At 72.3% G+C, this 20,067-nt stretch carries 16 protein-coding genes and 1 riboswitch; all 16 genes read right to left on the bottom strand.

Features of this window, described 5'->3' with window-relative positions; translation table 11 throughout:
* Positions 1–1,282 (bottom strand): class I SAM-dependent methyltransferase (locus tag ABT085_RS17650; RefSeq protein WP_351608026.1); only part of this gene is annotated, 1,282 nt, incomplete at its 3' end.
* 202 nt (positions 1,283–1,484) lie between these two features.
* Entirely contained in the window at positions 1,485–2,867 is a 1,383-nt protein-coding gene (locus tag ABT085_RS17655) for an NAD(P)/FAD-dependent oxidoreductase (protein ID WP_351608028.1), read from the bottom strand.
* Between the two features lie 454 nt (positions 2,868–3,321).
* Entirely contained in the window at positions 3,322–4,263 is a 942-nt protein-coding gene (locus ABT085_RS17660; protein WP_351608031.1) for a Ppx/GppA phosphatase family protein, read from the bottom strand.
* On the bottom strand, positions 4,260–4,808 hold the full coding sequence (locus ABT085_RS17665) for a DUF501 domain-containing protein (protein ID WP_351608034.1): 549 nt from the start codon (positions 4,806–4,808) through the stop codon (positions 4,260–4,262). The genes ABT085_RS17660 and ABT085_RS17665 overlap by 4 nt, the downstream gene beginning before the upstream one ends.
* A 29-nt stretch (positions 4,809–4,837) precedes the next feature.
* The gene (locus tag ABT085_RS17670) at positions 4,838–5,314 is read right to left on the bottom strand and encodes an FtsB family cell division protein (RefSeq protein WP_351608036.1); all 477 of its coding nucleotides are present in this window, start codon (positions 5,312–5,314) and stop codon (positions 4,838–4,840) included.
* Between the two features lie 126 nt (positions 5,315–5,440).
* Positions 5,441–6,727: a phosphopyruvate hydratase gene (eno, locus tag ABT085_RS17675; RefSeq protein ID WP_351608042.1), complete on the bottom strand. Its 1,287-nt coding sequence runs from the start codon at positions 6,725–6,727 to the stop codon at positions 5,441–5,443.
* Between the two features lie 317 nt (positions 6,728–7,044).
* The gene (locus tag ABT085_RS17680; RefSeq protein ID WP_351608045.1) at positions 7,045–7,695 is read right to left on the bottom strand and encodes a transglycosylase family protein; all 651 of its coding nucleotides are present in this window, start codon (positions 7,693–7,695) and stop codon (positions 7,045–7,047) included.
* Positions 7,696–7,698: 3 nt separating this feature from the next.
* Positions 7,699–7,867: riboswitch (cyclic di-AMP (ydaO/yuaA leader) on the bottom strand.
* A 334-nt stretch (positions 7,868–8,201) separates the two neighbouring features.
* Positions 8,202–9,050, bottom strand: a complete 849-nt coding sequence (locus ABT085_RS17685; protein ID WP_351608048.1) for a transglycosylase family protein — start codon at positions 9,048–9,050, stop codon at positions 8,202–8,204.
* 179 nt (positions 9,051–9,229) lie between these two features.
* A complete protein-coding gene (locus ABT085_RS17690; protein ID WP_351608051.1) occupies positions 9,230–10,519 on the bottom strand; it encodes a cytochrome P450 family protein in 1,290 nt (429 codons plus the stop codon).
* A 20-nt stretch (positions 10,520–10,539) separates the two neighbouring features.
* On the bottom strand, positions 10,540–12,441 hold the full coding sequence (locus ABT085_RS17695; RefSeq protein WP_351608053.1) for a sel1 repeat family protein: 1,902 nt from the start codon (positions 12,439–12,441) through the stop codon (positions 10,540–10,542).
* Positions 12,442–12,521: 80 nt separating this feature from the next.
* The gene (locus ABT085_RS17700; RefSeq protein WP_351608055.1) at positions 12,522–13,490 is read right to left on the bottom strand and encodes a nucleoside triphosphate pyrophosphohydrolase; all 969 of its coding nucleotides are present in this window, start codon (positions 13,488–13,490) and stop codon (positions 12,522–12,524) included.
* 73 nt (positions 13,491–13,563) lie between these two features.
* Positions 13,564–14,211 (bottom strand): SurA N-terminal domain-containing protein, encoded by a 648-nt coding sequence (locus tag ABT085_RS17705; RefSeq protein WP_351608058.1) that lies wholly within the window; start codon positions 14,209–14,211, stop codon positions 13,564–13,566.
* A 213-nt stretch (positions 14,212–14,424) separates the two neighbouring features.
* Positions 14,425–15,252 (bottom strand): glycoside hydrolase domain-containing protein, encoded by an 828-nt coding sequence (locus ABT085_RS17710; protein ID WP_351608061.1) that lies wholly within the window; start codon positions 15,250–15,252, stop codon positions 14,425–14,427.
* A 190-nt stretch (positions 15,253–15,442) separates the two neighbouring features.
* Positions 15,443–16,927, bottom strand: coding sequence for a serine/threonine-protein kinase (locus tag ABT085_RS17715; RefSeq protein ID WP_351608083.1), 1,485 nt, complete (start codon positions 16,925–16,927; stop codon positions 15,443–15,445).
* Between the two features lie 38 nt (positions 16,928–16,965).
* Positions 16,966–17,637 (bottom strand): hypothetical protein, encoded by a 672-nt coding sequence (locus ABT085_RS17720; protein WP_351608064.1) that lies wholly within the window; start codon positions 17,635–17,637, stop codon positions 16,966–16,968.
* A 126-nt stretch (positions 17,638–17,763) separates the two neighbouring features.
* Positions 17,764–19,971 (bottom strand): N-6 DNA methylase, encoded by a 2,208-nt coding sequence (locus ABT085_RS17725; RefSeq protein WP_351608066.1) that lies wholly within the window; start codon positions 19,969–19,971, stop codon positions 17,764–17,766.
* Positions 19,972–20,067 lie beyond the last annotated feature (96 nt).

Genomic DNA, 20,067 nt, shown 5'->3' on the forward strand with positions numbered 1-20,067 from the left:
TGCGGGCCCTGGCCGGCATCCCGGAGACGCCGGACTCGGGGGTGCGTACCGCCAGGACCTGGTTGACACCGATGTGGTTGCGTTCGAAGGACACCGCGGAGGCCGCCATGTACAGCCGCCAGACGCGGGCGCGGCCCGGCCCGGTCAGCTGGACCGCCCGGGCCCAGTCGGCCTCCAGGTTGGCCACCCACTCGCGCAGGGTGAGGGCGTAGTGCTCGCGGATCGACTCGACGTCACGCACCTCGAAACCGGCCCGTTCCAGCTGGGTGACGGTCATGCCGATCGGGGCGAGCTCGCCGTCCGGGAAGACGTAGGCGTCGATGAACTCGTCCACCTGGTAGGCCGATTCGTCATGGTGCGGGCGCCGGGCGATCTGGTGGTTGAGGAGCCGCCCGCCGGGCCGGAGCAGGGCGTGCAGGCTCTCGGCGTACTCCAGATAGCGTTCGGCGCCGACGTGTTCGGCCATGCCGATGGAGGAGATCGCGTCGTAGGGGCCGTCGCGGACGTCCCGGTAGTCCTGGACGCGGATCTCCACCCGGTCCGTCAGCCCCTCGTCGGCGACGCGCTTGCGGGCGTAGGTGGCCTGCTCCTGGGAGAGGGTGACGCCGACGACCCGCACCCCGTGCTCGCGGGCCGCGTGGACGGCCATGGAACCCCAGCCGCAGCCGACGTCGAGCAGGCGCATACCGGGCTTCAGGCCGAGCTTGCGGCAGACGAGTTCGAGCTTGTCGCGCTGGGCGTCCTGGAGCGTGCCGCCGCCGTCGTCCCAGTAGGCGCACGAGTAGACCATCGACGGGCCGAGGACCAGTCCGTAGAAGTCGTTGCCGACGTCGTAGTGGTGGCTGATGGCCCGGCGGTCGGTGCGCCGGGTGTGCAGGTGGCCGCGGGGCCTGCGGATCTCCTCCCTGGGCGGGGCGGGCGGCCAGGGGGGTCCGGCGAGTTCGACCAGGCCGCGGACGGCGGCGCGCACGTCCGGGTCGCGCAGGGCCTGGGCGAGGGTTCTGGCGTCGTCGCCGCGCTCCCAGAACAGGCCCGACAGCAGCACCAGGGCGGTGTACAGATCGCCCTCGATGTCCAGGTCCCCCGAGACCCAGGCGCGGGCCAGGCCCAACTCGCCCGGCTTGAACAGCAGTCGGCGCAGTGCGCGCCGGTTGCGCACGATCAGTGTCGGCGTGCCCGGCGGGCCCGCCTGCGAACCGTCCCAGGCGCGAACGCGCACCGGAAGCGGTACTCCCAGCAATTGTCCGAAAAGGCTCTCCAGCCGCAGCGCGGCGTCGGCCATGGCGCACACCTCCATGAAGGAATTGGCCCACCGGTTCGCTCAGAGCAACGATCGTGCACCATCGCGTCATTCCCCGGCCGTCACCATGCCGCGCCCCACGGATGGCGGTACGGGAATCCCGCGCCGGATCCGGACATGCCGAAGGGGCCGCCCGCACCACGGATGGCGGACGGCCCCTTCGGGGTGGATCAGTGACCGGAGGTCAGGCCTTCGCCTCGGTCTTCTCGGTCTTCGGCGCGGCTGCCACCGGGGCCGGCTTGGCGGCCTCGTAGAACTCCTCGCGCGGGGTCTCCAGCGCGCCGAGCGCGACGACCTCGCGCTTGAGGAACATCGCGAGCGTCCAGTCGGCGAAGACACGGATCTTGCGGTTCCAGGTCGGCATGGCCATACCGTGGTAGCCACGGTGCATGTACCAGGCGAGACGGCCCTTGAGCTTGATCTTCATCTTGCCCATGACGATCATCGCGACGCCCTTGTGGAGGCCGAGGCCCGCCACCGCGCCCTTGTTGGAGTGGGCGTACTCCTTCTGCGGGAAGCCCCGCATGCCGGCCACCACGTTGTCGCCGAGGACCTTCGCCTGACGCAGCGCGTGCTGGGCGTTCGGCGGGCACCAGGCGTTCTCCACACCGGCCTTGCGGGCGGCCATGTCCGGCACCTGGGCGTTGTCGCCCGCGGCCCAGATGTAGTCGGTGCCCTGGACCTGGAGGGTGGGCGCGCAGTCGACGTGGCCGCGCGGGCCCAGCGGCAGGCCGTAACGGGCCAGCGCCGGGTTCGGCTTGACGCCGGCCGTCCACACGATCGTGTTGGAGTCGACCTCGAGGCCGTTCTTCAGCACCACGTGGCCGTCGACGCAGGAGTCCATGGAGGTGGAGAGGTAGATCTCGACCCCGCGGCCCTCCAGGTGCGCCTTGCCGTACTGGCCGAGCTTGGGGCCGACCTCGGGAAGGATCTTGTCGGCGGCGTCGACGAGGATGAAGCGCATGTCCTCGCGGGACACCGTCTTGTAGTACTTGGCCGCGTCGCGGGCCATGTCCTCGACCTCACCGATGGTCTCCGCACCGGCGAAGCCGCCGCCGATGAAGACGAAGGTGAGCGCCTTGCGGCGGATCTCCTCGTCGGTGGTGGAGTCGGCCTTGTCGAGCTGCTCGAGGACGTGGTTGCGCAGGCCGATGGCCTCCTCGACGCCCTTCATGCCGATGCCCTGTTCGGCCAGGCCGGGGATCGGGAAGGTGCGGGAGACCGCGCCGAGGGCGACGACCAGGTAGTCGAAGGGCAGCTCGTACGCCTCGCCGACCAGCGGGGCGATCGTGGCGACCTTGCGGTCCTGATCGATGGTGGTGACCCGGCCGGTGAGGACCTCCGCCTTGGGCAGCACGCGTCGCAGCGGGACGACGACGTGGCGCGGGGAGATGCTGCCGGCGGCGGTTTCGGGGAGGAAGGGCTGGTAGGTCATGTACGACCGGGGGTCGACGACCGTGACGGTCGCCTCGGCGTAGCGCATCTTCTTCTGGATACGCCGAGCTGCGTACAGGCCTACGTACCCACCGCCTACTACGAGGATCCTGGGACGCTCCGTGGTGCTCATGGCATCGAGTATCCACCCGCCCCCAGGGGGTCGCTCGTGCGCCCCTTCACAAGCTCCGACAGGGGGTGTGTTATCCTCCGCGACCCGAGTGATCCACATCATGGCGCGGAGCGGGAACCCGTGTATCCCAAAGGGCGTTGTCAATGCCGCGTGAGCTGCTCCTCCTGGCCGGAAGAGAGGCGTCCGGGACTCCGGAGGACGCGCGCCCGACACCTCCGCGAAACGTCCCCGCACGCCTCTTTTGAACATGTTCACACAGACGTGGGGACCCCGGAAGGGCCAACCGACCCCGTTCCGTACCCCGACAGGACCGAATTCCTTGTGAAGAACTTCACGAAGGTTTCCGGCGGGGACTCGCGGAGGGGCCCGACAGGATCCCTCCGCCGCGCTCAAACGCGCTTCCTGCCTGCTCAGCAGAGTGCTAGCCGGGCCCCGCGAGGGGCTTCCTGAACCGCTAGGCGATCGACCAGGCGATGCCGTCGAGGATGTCGTGCTCGCTCACCACGACCTCCTCGGCCCCGATCCGCTCCATGATCGAGAGCAGTACGAGGGCGCCCGCCCCGATCACGTCGACCCGGCCCGGGTGCATCGAGGGGATCGCCGCGCGCTCGGCGTGCGCGGAGCGCAGCAGCCGGTCGGTGATCTCGCGGACCCGGTCGTGGGAGACCCGGGAGTGGTGGATGGCCGCCGAGTCGTACGCGGGCAGGTCCTGCGCGATCGCCGACACGGTGGTGACGGAACCGGCCAGACCGACCAGGGTGTGCGCCCGGCGCAGCGGGACCGTCCGCTCGGCGAGGTCGAGGGCCGCCTCGATGTCGGCGCGCATCGCCGCGATCTGACCGGCCGTCGGCGGGTCGGTGATCTCCCCGTCCACGACCAGATGCCGTTCGGTCATCCGTACGCAGCCGACGTCGACCGAGCGCGCGGCGTCCACCTGCTCGCCGCCGACGACGAACTCGGTCGAGCCGCCGCCGATGTCCACCACCAGATAGGGCCGGGCCAGGTCCTCACGGCCCATCAGCTCCTTGGTGGCGCCGGTGAAGGAGAACGCGGCCTCCTGGTCGCCGGAGATGACCTCGGGCTCGACGCCGAGGATGTCCAGCACCCCGCGCACGAACTCGTCCCGGTTCTCGGCGTCCCGGGAGGCGGAGGTGGCGACGAAGCGCAGCCGCTCGGCACCGAACTCCTTGATGACGTCCGCGTATTCACGGCAGGCGGCGAAGGTGCGCGCCAGCGCCTCGGGGGCGAGCCGGCCGGTGCGGTCCACGCCCTGGCCGAGCCGGACGATGGTCATCCGGCGGTCCAGGTCGACGAGTTCGCCCGTCCCGGGGTCGGCGTCGGCCACCAGCAGCCGGATGGAGTTCGTGCCGCAGTCGATCGCGGCCACCCGGGTCACTGGTCGCCCTCCGCGGACTTCCCGCACTCCCCGGCCGGGACGACACAGGCGCCCTTGCGCCACCACTCCGGCAGCATCGCGAGCGCCTCGTCGCCGAGCGGGTTCACGCCCGGCCCGGCCGCCAGCGAGTGCGCGACCAGGACATGCAGGCACTTCACCCGGTCCGGCATGCCGCCCGCGCTCGGGAAGCCCGTCAGCTCCTCGATCTCGTCGCGCCGGCGGATGTAGTCCTCGTGCGCGCCGCGGTAGGCGGCGGCCAGTTCGGGGTCGGTCGCGAGCCGGTCGGTCATCTCCTTCATCACGCCGTTCGCCTCCAGCGTGCCGATCGCGGAGTTCGCCTTCGGGCACGTCAGGTAGTAGAGCGTCGGGAAGGGCGTGCCGTCGGGCAGCCGGGGGGCCGTCTCCACGACGTCCGGCTGGCCGCAGGGGCACCGGTGCGCGATGGCGCGCAGCCCGCGCGGCGGCCGCCCGAGCTGCTGCTTGAAGGCCTCGACGTCCGCGTCGGTGGGCTCGGTGCGAGGAGTGGTCGGCGGGGGCGTTTCCATCTGTCCTGAGCTTGTCTTTCTGCTATCCGTCATCGGTCGGAGGCGTCGGACTTGTCGACTCCGTCCCAGACGTTCGAGTACCAGGGGCGGCGCGCCGCCCCGCGGGCGGCCCGCGACTGCTTGACCGCGTCCGGGTCGATCACCACGTAACCGGTCTCGCCGGGCATCACGTAGTGCAGCCGCTGCCGGATCTGCTGCTCGGCGTACGCGTCGTCCTGCCAGCGTGCCTTGAGGTCGCGCAGTTCCTCCACGCGCTCCCTGGCCTGCTGCTTCTGCCGCTCCATGTCGGCGATCTCGGCGCGCTGCGAGACGTACTGCCTTATGGGGTATGCGAGGGCCACGACCAGCGAGCACAGCACGAGGGCGAGCAGCGCGGCCCGGCCGGTGAGGCGGGAGCGGCGGGCCTGCCGTCTGGTCTGGGAGCGGTAGACCCGGGCCGCGGTCTGCTCGCCGAGCACCCGCAGCCTGGTCGCGGTGGAGAAACGGTCCCGGTCCTTCACGGCCATCTGGCTCTTCGCCTCCCCTTCGCACCCGTTGTCACCCGCGCCGTCACACGCGTACGTCCCCGGACACGGTACGGGACCGAGTACGGGGACGTACGTACGACTGGCTCAGGCTTGACCCGGTAGGGCTCAGCCCTTGAAGCGCGGGAAGGCGCTGCGGCCGGCGTACACCGCGGCGTCGTCGAGGATCTCCTCGATGCGCAGCAGCTGGTTGTACTTGGCGACGCGGTCCGAGCGGGCCGGGGCACCGGTCTTGATCTGGCCGCAGTTCACGGCGACCGCGAGGTCGGCGATGGTGACGTCCTCGGTCTCGCCGGAGCGGTGGGACATCATGCACTTGAAGCCGTTGCGCTGGGCGAGCTCGACGGCGTCCAGGGTCTCGGTCAGCGAACCGATCTGGTTGACCTTGACGAGCAGGGCGTTGGCGGTGCCCTCCTCGATGCCGCGGGCCAGGCGCTCCGGGTTGGTGACGAAGAGGTCGTCGCCGACGATCTGGACCTTGTCGCCCAGCTGGTCGGTGATGATCTTCCAGCCGGCCCAGTCGTCCTCGAACAGCGGGTCCTCGATGGAGACCAGCGGGTACGCCGCCACGAGCTCGGCGTAGTACTCGGTCATCTCGGCGGCGGAGCGCTCCTTGCCCTCGAAGGTGTAGACGCCGTCCTTGTAGAACTCGGAGGCGGCGACGTCGAGGGCGAGGGCGATCTGCTCGCCGGGGGTGTAACCGGCCTCCTTGATGGCCTCGACGATGAGGTCGAGGGCGGCGCGGTTGGACTCCAGGTTCGGGGCGAAGCCGCCCTCGTCGCCGAGACCGGTGGACAGGCCCTTGGTCTTCAGCACCTTCTTGAGGGTGTGGTAGACCTCGGCACCCCAGCGCAGGGCCTCGGAGAAGGTCTCCGCGCCGATCGGGGCGATCATGAACTCCTGGATGTCCACGTTGGAGTCGGCGTGCGAGCCGCCGTTCAGGATGTTCATCATCGGAACGGGCAGCAGGTGCGCGTTCGGGCCGCCCAGGTAACGGAAGAGCGGGAGGTCGGACGCCTCGGAGGCGGCGTGCGCGACGGCGAGGGAGACGCCGAGGATGGCGTTCGCGCCGAGCGAGCCCTTGTTGTCGGTGGCGTCCAGGTCGAACATCGCCTGGTCGATCAGGCGCTGCTCGGTGGCGTCGTAGCCGACGAGCTCCGGACCGATCTGCTCGATGACGGCGAGGACGGCCTTCTCGACACCCTTGCCCTGGTAACGGTTGGGGTCACCGTCACGGAGCTCGATGGCCTCGAAGGCACCGGTGGAGGCGCCGGACGGAACGGCGGCACGACCCGTGCTGCCGTCGTCGAGGCCGACCTCGACCTCGACCGTGGGGTTGCCTCGGGAGTCCAGGATTTCCCGGGCTACGACGACGTCGATGGACGGCACGAGCATCTCCTTCTGGGATGTGACGCAAGCTACGCCGGGCCGGAGAGCCCGGTGGTGATGCGCAGGCCTGTGGTGGCCGCGCGGGACTGAGCCTAACCGTCCCGGGGCGATCAACCAGTCGTTGACCGCGTCATGGACGGAACCGAGAGTAAATTGTTTCCGAACGGAACAAAGCCGGTTCGACAAAAAACCCCGTCCCGGTGCGTACGGGGGAAGAACGCACCGGGACGGGGAGCCCGTGGGGACGGGGGACGGCCCTCACGTGGCCTCCACAATGAAGGACACGGCTGGGAGGCCGCCGTGGTTCAGCTACGAGCGCGCTGTCACTTCAGGTGCAGCTGCTGGCCGGGGTAGATGACGTCGGCGTTGGCGACGACACCCTTGTTCAGCTTGAACAGCGCCTGCCAGCCACCCTTGACCTGGTGCTTCTGGGCGATGCTGCTGAGCGTGTCACCCTTGACGACCTTGTACTCGCCGTCACCCTTGGCGACCTTCTGGCCGGCCGGGGTGGTGACGGTCGGGCGCTCGGCGGAGCGGGAGGCGGTCTGCGTCTCGGCCGCGCGGGTGGCGGTGCTCGGCGCGGGGGCGGCAGCGGCGTAGGGGGTGCGGGACAGGCCCTTGCCGCAGACCGGCCAGGCACCCTTGCCCTGGGAGGCGAGGACCTTCTCGGCGATGGTGATCTGCTGGGCCTTGGTGGCCAGGTTGGCCTGCGAGGCGTACTGCGTGCCGCCGTACGCGGCCCAGGTGGAGGCGGAGAACTGGACACCGCCGTAGTAGCCGTTGCCGGTGTTGATGGCCCAGTTGCCGCCGGACTCGCACTGGGCGACGACGTCCCACTCGGCGGCGGTGGCGGCGGAGGCGTTGCCGGCCGCGAACAGCGGGGCGGCGATGGCGACACCGGTGACACCGGCGAGCGCGGCGATGCGGGTGGCCTTGGACGGGCTGCGGTGCGTGCCCTTACCGGAAAACAGCATGGTGGATCCCCTCACCGACGCCTGCGAGGTGAGCTGTCGGGTTCGGGCCGGTTGAGTTGCCCGGCCACGCCCCTCACGGGACGCGGCTTCACCCCGAGCCGGCACCAGCTTCAACCGCTGGGCCCGGCGCTTACCTTGGGTCCCCCGCTCCTGCCGACGGCGCTTGACGCGACGAATGTTCCCGGGCAGCCGCTGGCAGGATTCGGCGTTGCGGCAGCCGGTGCCCGCTGTGGCGAGCGGTCTCGACCGTAGACACGCGATCCGGGTATTTCCAAAGACGATCAGGGCTTCTGAGACTCATCCCACAGTTTCACCAAAACGGACATTTAGCGGTGAAATGGGGCGTCAACTCTCGCCGCTTTACGCCCGTTTAGGCAGGTGCCTCCCCGGCCTGACCGGGCAAGACACGGTCCTGGCCGGCACCACCCGCCCCCTGCCCACCGCGTCGTCCGTCGCGGGAATGCGGAGGGCCGGTCCGGAGGTGGCGGACCACCCCGGCGGGCGGGTCAGGAACCGTAGGCGGTCGAGGCGTGCCGGCCGATGAAGGACAGGTCGGCGTCGGCGGAGGGCGTGTCCTCGTCGGCGCTGGCGCCGCGGTGGCGGCCGGTGCCGGTCAGGTCACCCGTGTCGACCAGGCCCGAAGCGCCGATGGCCTGCCGGGAGTTGGCGGAATCATCCACCTTTGCATCGCTTGCGGAGGAATCGTCACCCTGAGCATCACTCGTGGCGGTATCGGCGCCATTGTCCGTCTTGTCCGTCGCGCTCGTGGAGGGGGCGGCGGTGGAGGCCGTACCGGAAGGCAGGGCGGAGGGGTCGGCGGACGCGGTGCCGGCGGCGGGCGTCGCGGACGGGTCGGTGGAGGCTCCGGCGGAGGAGTCGGGCAGGCCGAGCACGTCCGGCACCGAGGTCGAACCGCTCGCGTCGGACGCGCCGCTCGCGGAGTCGCCCGCCACACCCGTGTCGATGACGGACGTCGCGGAGTCCTGGGCGAGCCCCGAGGTGAGTCCGCACGTGGACCAGGCACCGGCACCCTGGGCGGCGAGGATCTTCTCGGCGACGGCTATCTGCTGGGACCGGCTGGCCAGATCGGCCCTGGCGGCGTAGTCGAGACCGCCGTACTGCTCCCAGTCCGCCTGGGTCAGATGCAGGCCGCCGAAGTGCCCGTCACCGCTGTCGGCACTCCAGGAGCCGCCGGTCTCGCACTGCGCGACCTGGTCCCAGGTGCTGCCCTCGGCCGCGCTCGCGCCGCCTGCGCCCAGCAGCGGGATGGCGATGGCGGAACCTGCCACTCCGGCCGCGACGAGCAGGGCCGGGGCCTGGCGGGGACGACGGTGACGACCGTTTCCGGAGAGCATGCGGAAACCTTTCGTACGACAGCGGTGACCGACACGGCGTGAGGCTGCGCCGTGTTGATGATTGAACGTATCGGCACACGATCACTTGTCACAAGTTCATGCCACGGAGATCACGCGCAGATCACAATGTTGACGGTGCGTCACCCCGGTACGGAACCCTCACGACTGCCGCCAATCGGTCAGACCGCCGTGAACTCCACAGGCAGGGCACGCAGCCCGCGCATGATGAGCCCACCACGCCATCTCAAGTCCGCTGGTTCCACGGCGAGTTGCAGGTCGGGGAGCCGGGTGAGCAGCGTGGTGAGCGCGGTGCGTCCCTCCAGCCGGGCCAGCGGCGCACCCAGGCAATAGTGGATTCCATGGCCGTAACCGAGGTGTTGGTTGTCACTGCGAGTGAGGTCGAGCACATCGGGATCGGTGAACCGCTCCGGGTCCCGGTCCGCGGCCGCCAGGACGACGAGGACGGGGTCCCCGGGGGCGATGTCCTGGCCGCCGATGGTCAGCGGCCCGGTCGCGAACCGCCAGGTCGCCAGCTCCACCGGCCCGTCGAAACGCAGGAGTTCCTCGATGCCGGTCTCCATCAGTGCGGATTCGCCCGCGGCCAGGGACGACTGGAGGCGCTCGCGCTGAGCGGGATGGGTCAGCAGGGCGTACATACCGTTGCCGATGAGGTTGACCGTGGTCTCGAACCCGGCGAACAGCAGGATGAACGCCATGGCGGCGGCCTCGTTCTCGGTGAGGTGCTCGCCGTGGTCGGAGGCGCGGATGAGACCGGAGATGAGGTCCTCGCCGGGTGCGGCGGTCTCGGGCAGCGCCTCCCGCTTGCGGTGGATGAGCTCGGCGAGATAGCCGCGCATCTTCTTCACCGACCGTGCGACCCCGCCCCGCGGCCCGCCGCCGTGCCGGATCATCATGCCCGCCCAGTCCCGGAAGTCGTCCTGGTCCTCGCGAGGTACGCCGAGCAGGTCGCAGATGGCGTAGATGGGCAGCGGGAAGGCGAACTCGTGGATGAGGTCGGCGGAGCCCCGATCGGCGAAGCCGTCGATCAGCCGGTCGGTCAGCTCCTGCACGCGCGGCGCGAACTCCGCGACCCGGCGCGGGGTGAACGCCGTGCTGACCAGCCGCCGGAGCCTGGTGTGGTCCGGCGGGTCGATGTTGAGCAGATGGGTCATCAGCTCGGCCTTGCGTTCACCGGGGATGCCGGTCTTGCCCTTGGCGTGCGCGGGCTCGTCGTGGTGCGCGGGGTTCTTGCTCAGCCGCTGGTCGGCGAGGGCCTGCCGGGCGTCCGCGTACCGGGTGACCAGCCAGGCCTCGACCCCGCTGGGCAGCCGGGTGCGGTGCACGGGGGCGTGCTCGCGCAGCCAGGCGTAGGCCGGATACGGATCGGCGGCGAACTCCCAGGTGAAGAGATCGGGGGCGGGGCGGTCGGGCACGGGTACGGGGTCGCCGGGGGCGGGCTGGTTGGTCACGCCCCGACGTTAGCTGGCTTTCATCGTTCGGCCTGCGGGGCCGTCAGCTCGCGCAGCCGGCGCTGCGCCTCCTCGTGGCCGCTCTCGGCCGCCGTCCGCAGCCAGTGCTCGGCCAGGACCAGATGGGCCCGGCCGAGCAGGTGGGTCACGTGTGCGTGCGGGGCGTCCGCGACCGCCGCCCGCAGATACGGCAGGGCCTGCTCGGCCTTCCCCTGCCCGAGGAGCAGTTCCCCCACCCGCGCCGCCAGGTCCGTACGCCCGGCGTCGGCCGCCTTGCGGAACCACTCCAGCGCGGTGGCCTCGTCCTCGACGTCCGCACCCAGCTCGCCCAGGAGGTGCATGGCCTCGGTGTCCCCCGCTTCGGCTCTCGGGGCGAAGACGGCGTGGGCGGTCCTGCGGACGTCGTGGTGCGCGTCGGCGTCGTGGCGCGTCCCCTCCAGCGCGCAGCGCCAGAGGGCCGCGCGCACCGGCGCCGACGTCCGCCGCGCCTGCGCGACCAGCGATCCGTACGGCCGCCACGCCGCCGCCTCGCCCTCCCCCGCGCCCGGCCCCGGGACGGGCACCAGCAGCCCGGCCACTCCGTGCCGCGGTGTGGCCGCCCAGGCCGTCGCCTCCTGGAAGGACTCCCCGCCCGGCCGCCTTCTGCCGTAGCACGAGGCCGCCTCCCTCAGCAGGCGGTCCGGCATGCCTCCGGTGACTCCGCAGCGCGCGAGGTCGACGGCCGCCCGGACCAGCAGGTGCCCGTACGGATGGCGGCTGTTGGACCACCCGGAGCTGTGCCACAGGTCTTCGAGCTCGGGGCCGAGTGCGAGGAACTGGGTGACGCCCTCGTCGGACCACTCCCACGCGTCGGCGAGCCGGTCGTCGTCGCGGTGCCCGGCCAGCCGGGCGAGCTCGTCCTCGCTCCACCAGGAACGCACGCGCGCCACCCGCGCCCGGGCCAGCAGCTTGGACGCGGGTCCGTCGCCGAAGCGGTGTTCCTCGTAGACCTCGTCGCGCAGGGTGGCCACCACGGGGACGCGCAGTGCGGAGAGCCGGCCCAGCAGTCCCAGGTTCAGGCCGTGTTCGCCGAGGTGGTCCTCCAGCTGGTCGAGCCACAGGACATGGCGGCCGGCCCGGCCGTGCAGCGCCTCCGGCAGACCGCGCAGATCCGTACCGGGAGCGGGCGCGAAGACCCGGCCGGAGTGCCCGACGGCGTGGGCCGCGGCGGACCAGGCCGTGCGTGACTTGCCGGACAGCGGGCCGCCGGTGACGACCAGAAGGTCGTCCCGCTCGTGCCAGCCGCGCAGCCCGGCGTCGATGTCCCGTTCCACATAGGCCGGAAGACGCGCGAGGTCCGCGCCGCCCGGCCGCCGCGTGGGCCGCACGCCCAGGGTGACCGGGTCGATCTCGTCGGGCGTCGGCCAGCGGCCTGGGTCGGGGAGCGCGGCGCCGGGGTGGTTGACGTAGGTGTGCTGGCTCCCCACGACCGGCCCGTGGAAGGAGCCCTGCCGGAAGTCGACGTGGTCCCCCGCGACGCCCGGCCGGTCGGCCGGCTCCCCGGGTGCCCCGGGCTTCTCGGCGGGAGGCGGGACGACCTTGTCGCGCTCGAGGATGCGTCCGGTGACGCGGGCCGCCCGGTCGGCGGTACGGCGGGCCTCAGCGGGTTCGGAGAACCGGCCGACCAGGGCCGCGAGCCCGCCCGCCGCCTCGTGGTCGGCCGAGTTCGTCAGCACATCGAGAAAAACGCCCGCCCACCGCGTATTGGAGTACGACAGCCTGCTCGCCGGACCCCGCAGCAGCTCGGATTGATCGGCCCACCCCGCCCGCTCGAACCATGTCGCGAACGCCTCGCGCACCAGTGCCGCCTCGCCCGACCGGTGCAACCCGGCGACCAGCGTCCGCGCCCCTCTGGCCGCCAGGTCCTCCAACTCCCGTTCCACCCAAGCCCCCTGGCCCCTCGACCGTCCCTGAGCCAACCGTACTGACCCCGGTGGCCGTCATCGCACGGCTCGGCCGAAGGTCAGTCCTCCGCGGCCCGGATCGCGTCCCGGTACGCCCGCGCCGCCGCTCTCAGCGCCGCCTCCGGGTCGACGCCCCCCGACTCGGCCCGCACCGCCAGGGCCAGCAGTTCGTAGCCGATGCCTTCGCCCTGCGGGACCGGGACGTCCAGGCCGGCCGTGCGGGCGCGGGAGGCCAGCTTGGCGGCGAGGGCCAGGCCGGGCTGGTGCACGGGGATGCCCTCGGTGACGGAGGTGCGCCGCTTCTCCTCGGCCTTGGTCCGCAGCCAGTGCTCCTTGACCTCCTCGGGGGTGGTGGCGGTCTCGTCGCCGAAGACGTGCGGGTGGCGGTGGATGAGCTTGGCGACGATGCCCGCGGCCACGTCGTCGACGGAGAAGGGGGCCTCGGGGTCCTCCTCCGCGATACGGGCATGGAAGACGACCTGGAGGAGGACGTCGCCGAGCTCCTCGCGCAGCTCGTCCCGGTCGCCGTCCTCGATCGCCTCGACGAGCTCGTACGCCTCCTCGATGCCGTACTTAGCCAGGCCCTTGTGGGTCTGCCGGGACGACCACGGACACGCGACGCGGATGCGGTCCATGACCTGGACGAGGTCGAGGAGGCGGGCGCCGGGGAGGTCGTAGGAGGCGGGGAGCAGCTCCAGTTCCGGCATCGCGACGCGGCCGGAGCCGGCCAGCCTGGCGAGGCCGTCCGTCAGCGCCGGTTCGCCCTCGGCGGTGGCCACGACCACCACCGTGTGACCGCCCGCGCAGAGGTCGACCAGGTCCTCCGCGGCCGGGGACGCCTCGTCGACGGCTATCCCCGCCTCGCGCAGATACGGCAGCTGCGGGTGGGCCGCGTCCGCGCACAGCACGCGGTCGGCCGCGCGCAGCGCCTGCCAGGCGGGCCAGGACAGCAGGCCCGGGGCGACCCGGTGGCTGGTGGTGAGCAGGACGACGCGGCCGGTGGCGGCTTCGGGGCTGGCTGTGTTCACCCCTCGAACGTAACGCACGGCACCGACAGCCCCGGGGGTCGTCCCCCGGCGGTGCGGACCCGCCGCGTACCCGTCACGCCGTCTGCTGCGAACCCGCCGCCGCGACCTCCCGTACCCACGGGGTCTTCGCGTCGACGCGGCTGACCTTCTGGGCGTCCCAGTCGCCGTAGCGCGGGTTGAGGTCGACGTGCAGTTCCTTGGACGCCGCGGACAGAGCCTTCCAGAAGGCCGGCTGGCTGGTCTCGGTGCCGAGGTGGGCGGCGAGCTTCTGCGCCTGGAGCTGGAGGCGGAGGTTGTCGTCGAGGCGCTGCGGCGGGACGTCGTACTGCTGGAGCCAGGCCGCCTCCAGCCCCGCGGCGCCGCCCGCCTGCTGCTCCAGGCCCGCGCGCATCTGCTGGATCTCGTTGCGGGTGACGGTGACGCCCGCGTCCTGGGCGGCCCGCTGGAGGACCCGGTCCAGGACCATGCCGTGCAGGGTGTCGCGGGTGAGGCTGCCGGTGCCGGCGACGACGCGCGCGTACTGCGCCTCGTCCGGCACCGACGCGCGCTGTGCGTCGCGCACCTCCTGCACCCTGCTCTCCAGCTGTGACACGGTGATCCGCTGGTCGCCGACGACGGCCGCGGCACCGGGATGCGCGTCGTTTCCGCAGGCGGCGAGGAGCGGGGCCGCGGCGACGAGCGCGGCGGACAGGACGAGCGCGGTGCGACGGCGGCGGTGCAAGGAAACCTCCCGAGGAGATTGTGCGACGGTGCACAAAGTCTTGCGGTGATCGATGTTAGGCAGTGGCCAGGCTCTGGCCAACCCATTCGACCAACGATTCACCGGGACTTCGGGCACCGCCTCGCCGCCGCCGCACCCCCGCCGTGTGAACAGCCGTGCGAACGGCTGCGCGGGCGGTTGTCCGGGCAGCCGTGCCGGCGGCCGGGCGGACGCTCAGCCGGTGATGGCCACCGGGCCGTCCCAGGCGTCCCGGTCCACGGTGATCGTGACGCCGCCGATGGTCTCCTTGCTGTTGACCATGTACTGGTGGCCCCGGCTGTGGTTCGTCCACTGGCTCGCGCCGAACGGCCAGTCGCTGGTGGTGGTGTTCGTCTTGTCCCACAGGGCGTACCACATGTTGCCCGGCAGGTCCGTCTTGTCGGCGGCGTTCGCGATCGCCTTCGCGCTGGAGCTGGTGAAGCCGTAGTAGCCGGAGCGGTACGTCTTGGCGCGCAGGGCCTTGTCGAAGGCGCGTACGTACGTCAGGACGGCGTCGTTGCACGCCTTGTTCGTGATGTCGTACGACTCCATGTCGAGGTAGACCGGGCTGCCGGCCTTCATCCCGAGGGCGGAGGCCTTGGCGACGGCGTCGGCGGCGTCGCTCGCGCCGAGCGAGGCGGCGGTGGCGGCGCTGATCTTCTCGGGGCTGGACCCGGTCTGGCAGGGCGGCTGGGCGCCCACGTAGAGCGGGATGAGCTTCCAGCCGAGGGTGCTGACCGACTTCACCCAGGACGCCGTGAGGTTGGCCTGGGCGCAGCCGCGGTTCTTGCCTCCGATGTACACGGCGGCCGCACCGTAGAAGCCGGTGTGCCAGGCCTTCATCGCGGACAGGGAGGGCGCGGCGCAGGTGTCGAAGGCGCGGCCGGTGAAGGTCTTCTGCGCGGGCCAGGTGGTGGCGGCCATCGAGGTCTGCGCGGCGATGCCGGCCCCGGCGACGACGGCGGCCCCTGCCACCCCCCACGTGACGTACCTGCGCTTGCGGGACAGCCGATGGCTGGACATGTGTGACCCCACCCCTGGTTGGCCGGCAGTGCCGGCGAGTTGTGCGACGACCGCGCACGCGCCGCGGTACGGAAGCACGTGTAACGCGAAACGGATCGCAACTTAACCGGTGCGCATCCTTGTTCGGGAAAGCGCGCCCCTAGGCACTCACAATATTCCTTCAGGGCACAGCAAAATCTGTCGGCCCGGGCTACCCGCGCATCTGCCCCAGCCACTGCAGCGTCCGCCGGATCTCGGCCGCGAGCGGATGCCCGGGGCCGCGCAGCCGCTCCACGTCGAGCAGCAGCCGGGCCAGCGTGTCGTGGGCGGCGGCGCGGTCGCCGAGCGCCAGCAGCAGGTGCCCGATGCGGCGGCGGACGTCGAAGGCCGACTCCGGGTCCCCGGCGACGTACTGGTTCTCGTAGTACGGCAGCAGGGCGCGGTACTCCGCCAGCGCCGCCGCCGGTTCGCCCAGCTGCTCCAGGCACTGCGCGGACTCGTGGCGGTAGCGCAGGGACTGGGGGTCGGCCTGGCCGGCCTCGGCGGCGCGTTCGTCCGCGAGGCGGCGCAGTTCGGGCAGCGCGCGCCGGTACTGGCCGTCGTCCATGAGCGTCGCCGCGTACTGCTTGCGCAGGGTGCGCACGACCGGGGAGTGCTCGCCGTGCTGCTGGGCGGCGGCGGGCAGGATCGCACCGAGGATGTCGACGGCCTGGGTGATGCGGCCCTCGCCGAGGAGTCGCTTGACCTCGTCGACGGCACCGGCGACGTCGGGCTTCTCGGCGACCGGCGCGACGGGGGCGGGCTGCGGGGCGGGGGTGCGGGCCCGGTCCGGCCAGGGAGCGTGCGGGCGCAGGAACGGGCGCGTGGGGTCGAGCGGCGCCCCGGTGGGCATCCCGCGCGCGGGCAGCAGCAGCGCCAGGTGCTCGTACACCTCCTGCGCGGAGGCGGGACGGTGCTGCGGGTCCTTCGCGAGCAGGCGCAGGACCAGGCTCTCCAGTGCCTCCGGCACCTCCGGGCGCAGCCTGCGCACCGGCAGCGGCGGCTCGTACAGGTGCCGGTGCAGCACCCCGAGCGCCGTCGAGCCCGCGAACGGCACCTGACCGCTGAGGAGTTCGTGCATCAGCACACCGAGCGCGTACAGGTCGGTGTACGGGCCGACCGCGCCGCCCATCGCCTGCTCGGGTGCCATGTACGCGGGCGAGCCGATGGGCGAACCGGTGTGCGTGAGACGGGTGGTGTCGGTGTCCATGACGGAGGCGACACCGAGGTCGAGGACGGTGACCGTGCCGTCCTGCTTCACCATCACATTGCGCGGCTTGAGGTCGCGGTGGATGATCGGCACCGCGTGGACGGCGCTCAGCACCGCGCACAGCTGCGCGGCGACCGCGACCGTCCACTGCCACGGGTACGGGTCGTGCTCGGCGAGGTGGTCGGAGAGGTCGGCCCCGTCGACGTACTGCATGACGAGGAACAGCTCCTCGCCCTCGCTGCCCGCGTCGTGCACGGTGACCAGGCCGGGGTGGTCGACCTGGGCGGTCACCCGGCACTCGCGCACGAAGCGGCGGCGCAGTTCGTCCGCCTCCTGGCCCGCGACCTTGTCGGGGCGCAGCAGCTTCACCGCGACCCGCCGGTCCAGCCGCCGGTCGTAGGCCGTCCAGACCTGGCCCATGCCGCCCTGTCCGATGAGCGTGGCCAGTTCGTACCGGTCGGCGACGACGCGGCCTGTCGTCGCGGTCACCGGCCGCCCTCGGGCCGGCCGTCCCGCGGGTCCTCGTGCTTGCGCAGATAGTCGCTGAGCTCGTCGAGCTCGGCGCGCACCTGGTCGATGCGGGCGGGCGCGGGCCGCTGCGGCGGCGGGGTCTGCGACAGCGGCGGCTGCGGCACGGGCGTCTGGGGCACGGGCGTCTGCTGCGGCATGGGCGTCTGGGGCATGGGCGGATTCGGTATGTACGCCTGGGCCACGGGGGGCCCGGGCGGGACGGGCGTGCTCGCGTACGGCGAGACGGGCGGCACCGGATGCGGGTAGCCGTACGGCACCTGGACGGTCTGCGCGTGCGGCGGCGCATAGCCCCCGAAGCGGCGCGCGGCCTGGCCCATCCGGATGTCGGTCACCAGGTAGTAGGCGGCGCTGCCGGCGCCGAGGATCAGCACCACGGCCAGCGCGACATCGCTCCTGACGTCGGTCTCCGGCACGCTGCCGACGACCGCCAGGGCGCCGATGGACAGCGGCAGGGACACCCAGGCCGCCGTCCAGTCGAACCACCGCCCGCGCAGGATCGCCACCCGGAACAGCGGGACACAGGCGAGCAGACCGCACGACAGGATCCCGGCTGCCGCGAGCAGCACGCGCACGATGACGACGGTACCCGCGCTGCGGGTGGGCGGCGGCGCGCCGTGGCCGTACATGACTGCTCCCGGGCCTGGTTCGATATCGGAGTTCGAGCGTATAGGCCGACGCGGACAACCGGTCCCGGGTTGTGCCGAACCGTTGTCATGCTGATCACTTCGTAAGACTTCGCAGGCCCTCGGGGCTCAGCCCGGGGCCACCGTGCCGTCCGTCAGCCCGTCGTACATACCGCGTACGAGCTCGTCCCCCAGCCGGCCCGCGTACCGCAGCGCCCGCTCGAACTCGTCGAGCGCGCGGAACCTGGCGCCGTAGCGCCGCTGTTCGTCCAGCGGGAGCCGGGGCAGCTGAAGCCGGCGCACGTCGAGCCGGGTGGCGGTGGACGCGTAGCTGCTGGCCTGGCGGTTGTTGGCGGTACCCCGCAGGAACCCGGCGAGGAACCACGGATCGAGCGCGGCCGGATCGGGGCGCAGCAGCACGAGGTTGCGCCCCAGCGCGGCGCCCGCCGTCCCGCCGTCGACCACCCGGGCCACCGAGCCGCCGCCGAGCACCGGCACGACCACGTCGCCCGCCTCGGTCAGGACGGCCTCCTCCTCGCTCTCGGGCAGCGTCCCCGAGGGGCCTGTCCCGGCGAGCACGTCGTGGTCGGTGAGGACGGGCGTGCGTGCGGGACCGCCGGTTCCGCCCGTGCGCAGCACCAGGGCGCCCCCGCGGGCGAGTTCACCGACGGTGGTGAGCGGCCAGCGGGCGGGCGGTGCGGTCACGGCGGGCGGCGGGGTGAGACCGGTGGTCAGCCGCAGCGTCTCGCCGAGGCGCTCGCGCACGGCCGTGAGCTGCTCACCGCCGTCGGCCGCCGTCGGGGGCGGCAGGTGGCGGGCCGGGGCCAGGTCGACGTCGTCGTCGAGGAGTTCGATGACGGGCACGGACCGTGCCAGGCCGGGCCGTTCCGTGAGGGTGCCGTCCCGGTCGTGGGCCCGCCAGGCTTCGAGCACGGCTTCCTTGACGGCCTGCCAGTCGGGCCCGCCGCGCCCCTCGCCGGCGAACTGCCCGGCATCGGCGAGCAGCACCTCGGGCTGGCCGGGCGCCTTCTCGGGCCGGCGCAGCACCCACAGGTGCAGCGCGATGTTGTGCGGGGGTGCCGCGCCGACCGGCAGGGCGACGACGGCCCGCAGGGCGCCCCGGCGCAGCAGGTCGGCGCGGATGCGGCGGCCGGAGCGGCGGGAGGCGGCGGCGGGCGGCATGAGCAGGACGGCGGTGCCGCCGTCCCGCAGCCGGGCGAGCGCGTGCTGCACCCAGGCCAGCTCGGACTCGGCGCGGGCCGGGAAGCCGTACTCCCAGCGGGGGTCGTAGGCGAGTTCGTCGTGGCCCCAGTTGCGTTCGTTGAACGGGGGGTGGCACAGGACGGTGTCGGCGCGCAGGTGCGGCCAGGCGTCCGCGCGCAGGGTGTCGCCGACGGCAGCGCGCACGGTGGCCCGGCCGTGCAGGGCGAGCCGGAGCGCGGTGAGCGCGGCGAGTTCGGGTGCGCTGTCCTGGCCGTAGAGCTCCTGGCCGGGGCGGGGGTCGAGGGCGCGCAGCAGGGCGCCGGTGCCGCAGGCCGGGTCCAGGACGGTGCGGGCGGGGCCCGCGAGGTCGGCCATGAGGCGGGCCAGCTCGGTGGGGGTGAGCGTGTACTGGCGCGGGTTGGCGTCCAGGTGCCGCCCGAACAGGAACTCGAAGGTCTGACGGGCGCCCAGGTCGGCGGCGAGCTCGGCCACCCCGCGCAGGAGCGGGGCGGAGGGGAGGAGCTGAGGGCTGGTCGGGATGTGGACCGCGGGGGTGGTGGCAGTGGCGGGGGAGGCGGTCGGGGTGGGGGTGGCGTGAACCGCCGGGGTGACGGGGGCGGGCGGGACGGTCCACTCCCCCGGGACCGGCTCCGGAGTGTTCACAGCGGGCGGTCGGTTCACAGCCACCGGAGTCGCCGCGCCCCCATGAGCGTGAACACCACGCCCGCTCGCGGCCGAGGCGCCGAACCGTGGGGTGATCACCTGATCCAGCGCGGCCGGCAGCAGCGCGGCGAGGCGCTCGTCGGAGCCCGCGCTCATCTCCAGCCAGACCGTCGGCCGGTCATGGATGAGCAGCAGGACACAGCCGGCGTGGACGAGCGCGGTGACGGGACCCTCGGGGTGTCCGGCCAGTTGCTGCCAGACCCGCTCCCGCAGCGGCACTTCGGCAAGTTTTCCCTGGTGGCGCAGCCAGGCCTCGACGTCCGCGAGCGCGAACGACGGGCTGGTCTCCGTGCCGCCGACGGGCTTGGGGAAGTCGGCGTGCCGACGGCGCCAGTTGCTCACGGCCGCACGGCCGACGCCGGCGAGCCGGGCGATCCCGGCAGCGGTCACCTCAGTCGCGTTGTCCTGCACCCGCGTCGCTCCCCTCGTCCCGCTCGCTCATGCGTGGCGTCGAGCATACCGACGCAGGCAAGATCTACCCATTCACGGCGTGTACGCAAGAGAACT

It is taken from the genome of Streptomyces sp. NPDC002265 (genome assembly GCF_040296125.1).
In the GTDB taxonomy this organism is placed as follows: Bacteria; Actinomycetota; Actinomycetes; order Streptomycetales; family Streptomycetaceae; genus Streptomyces.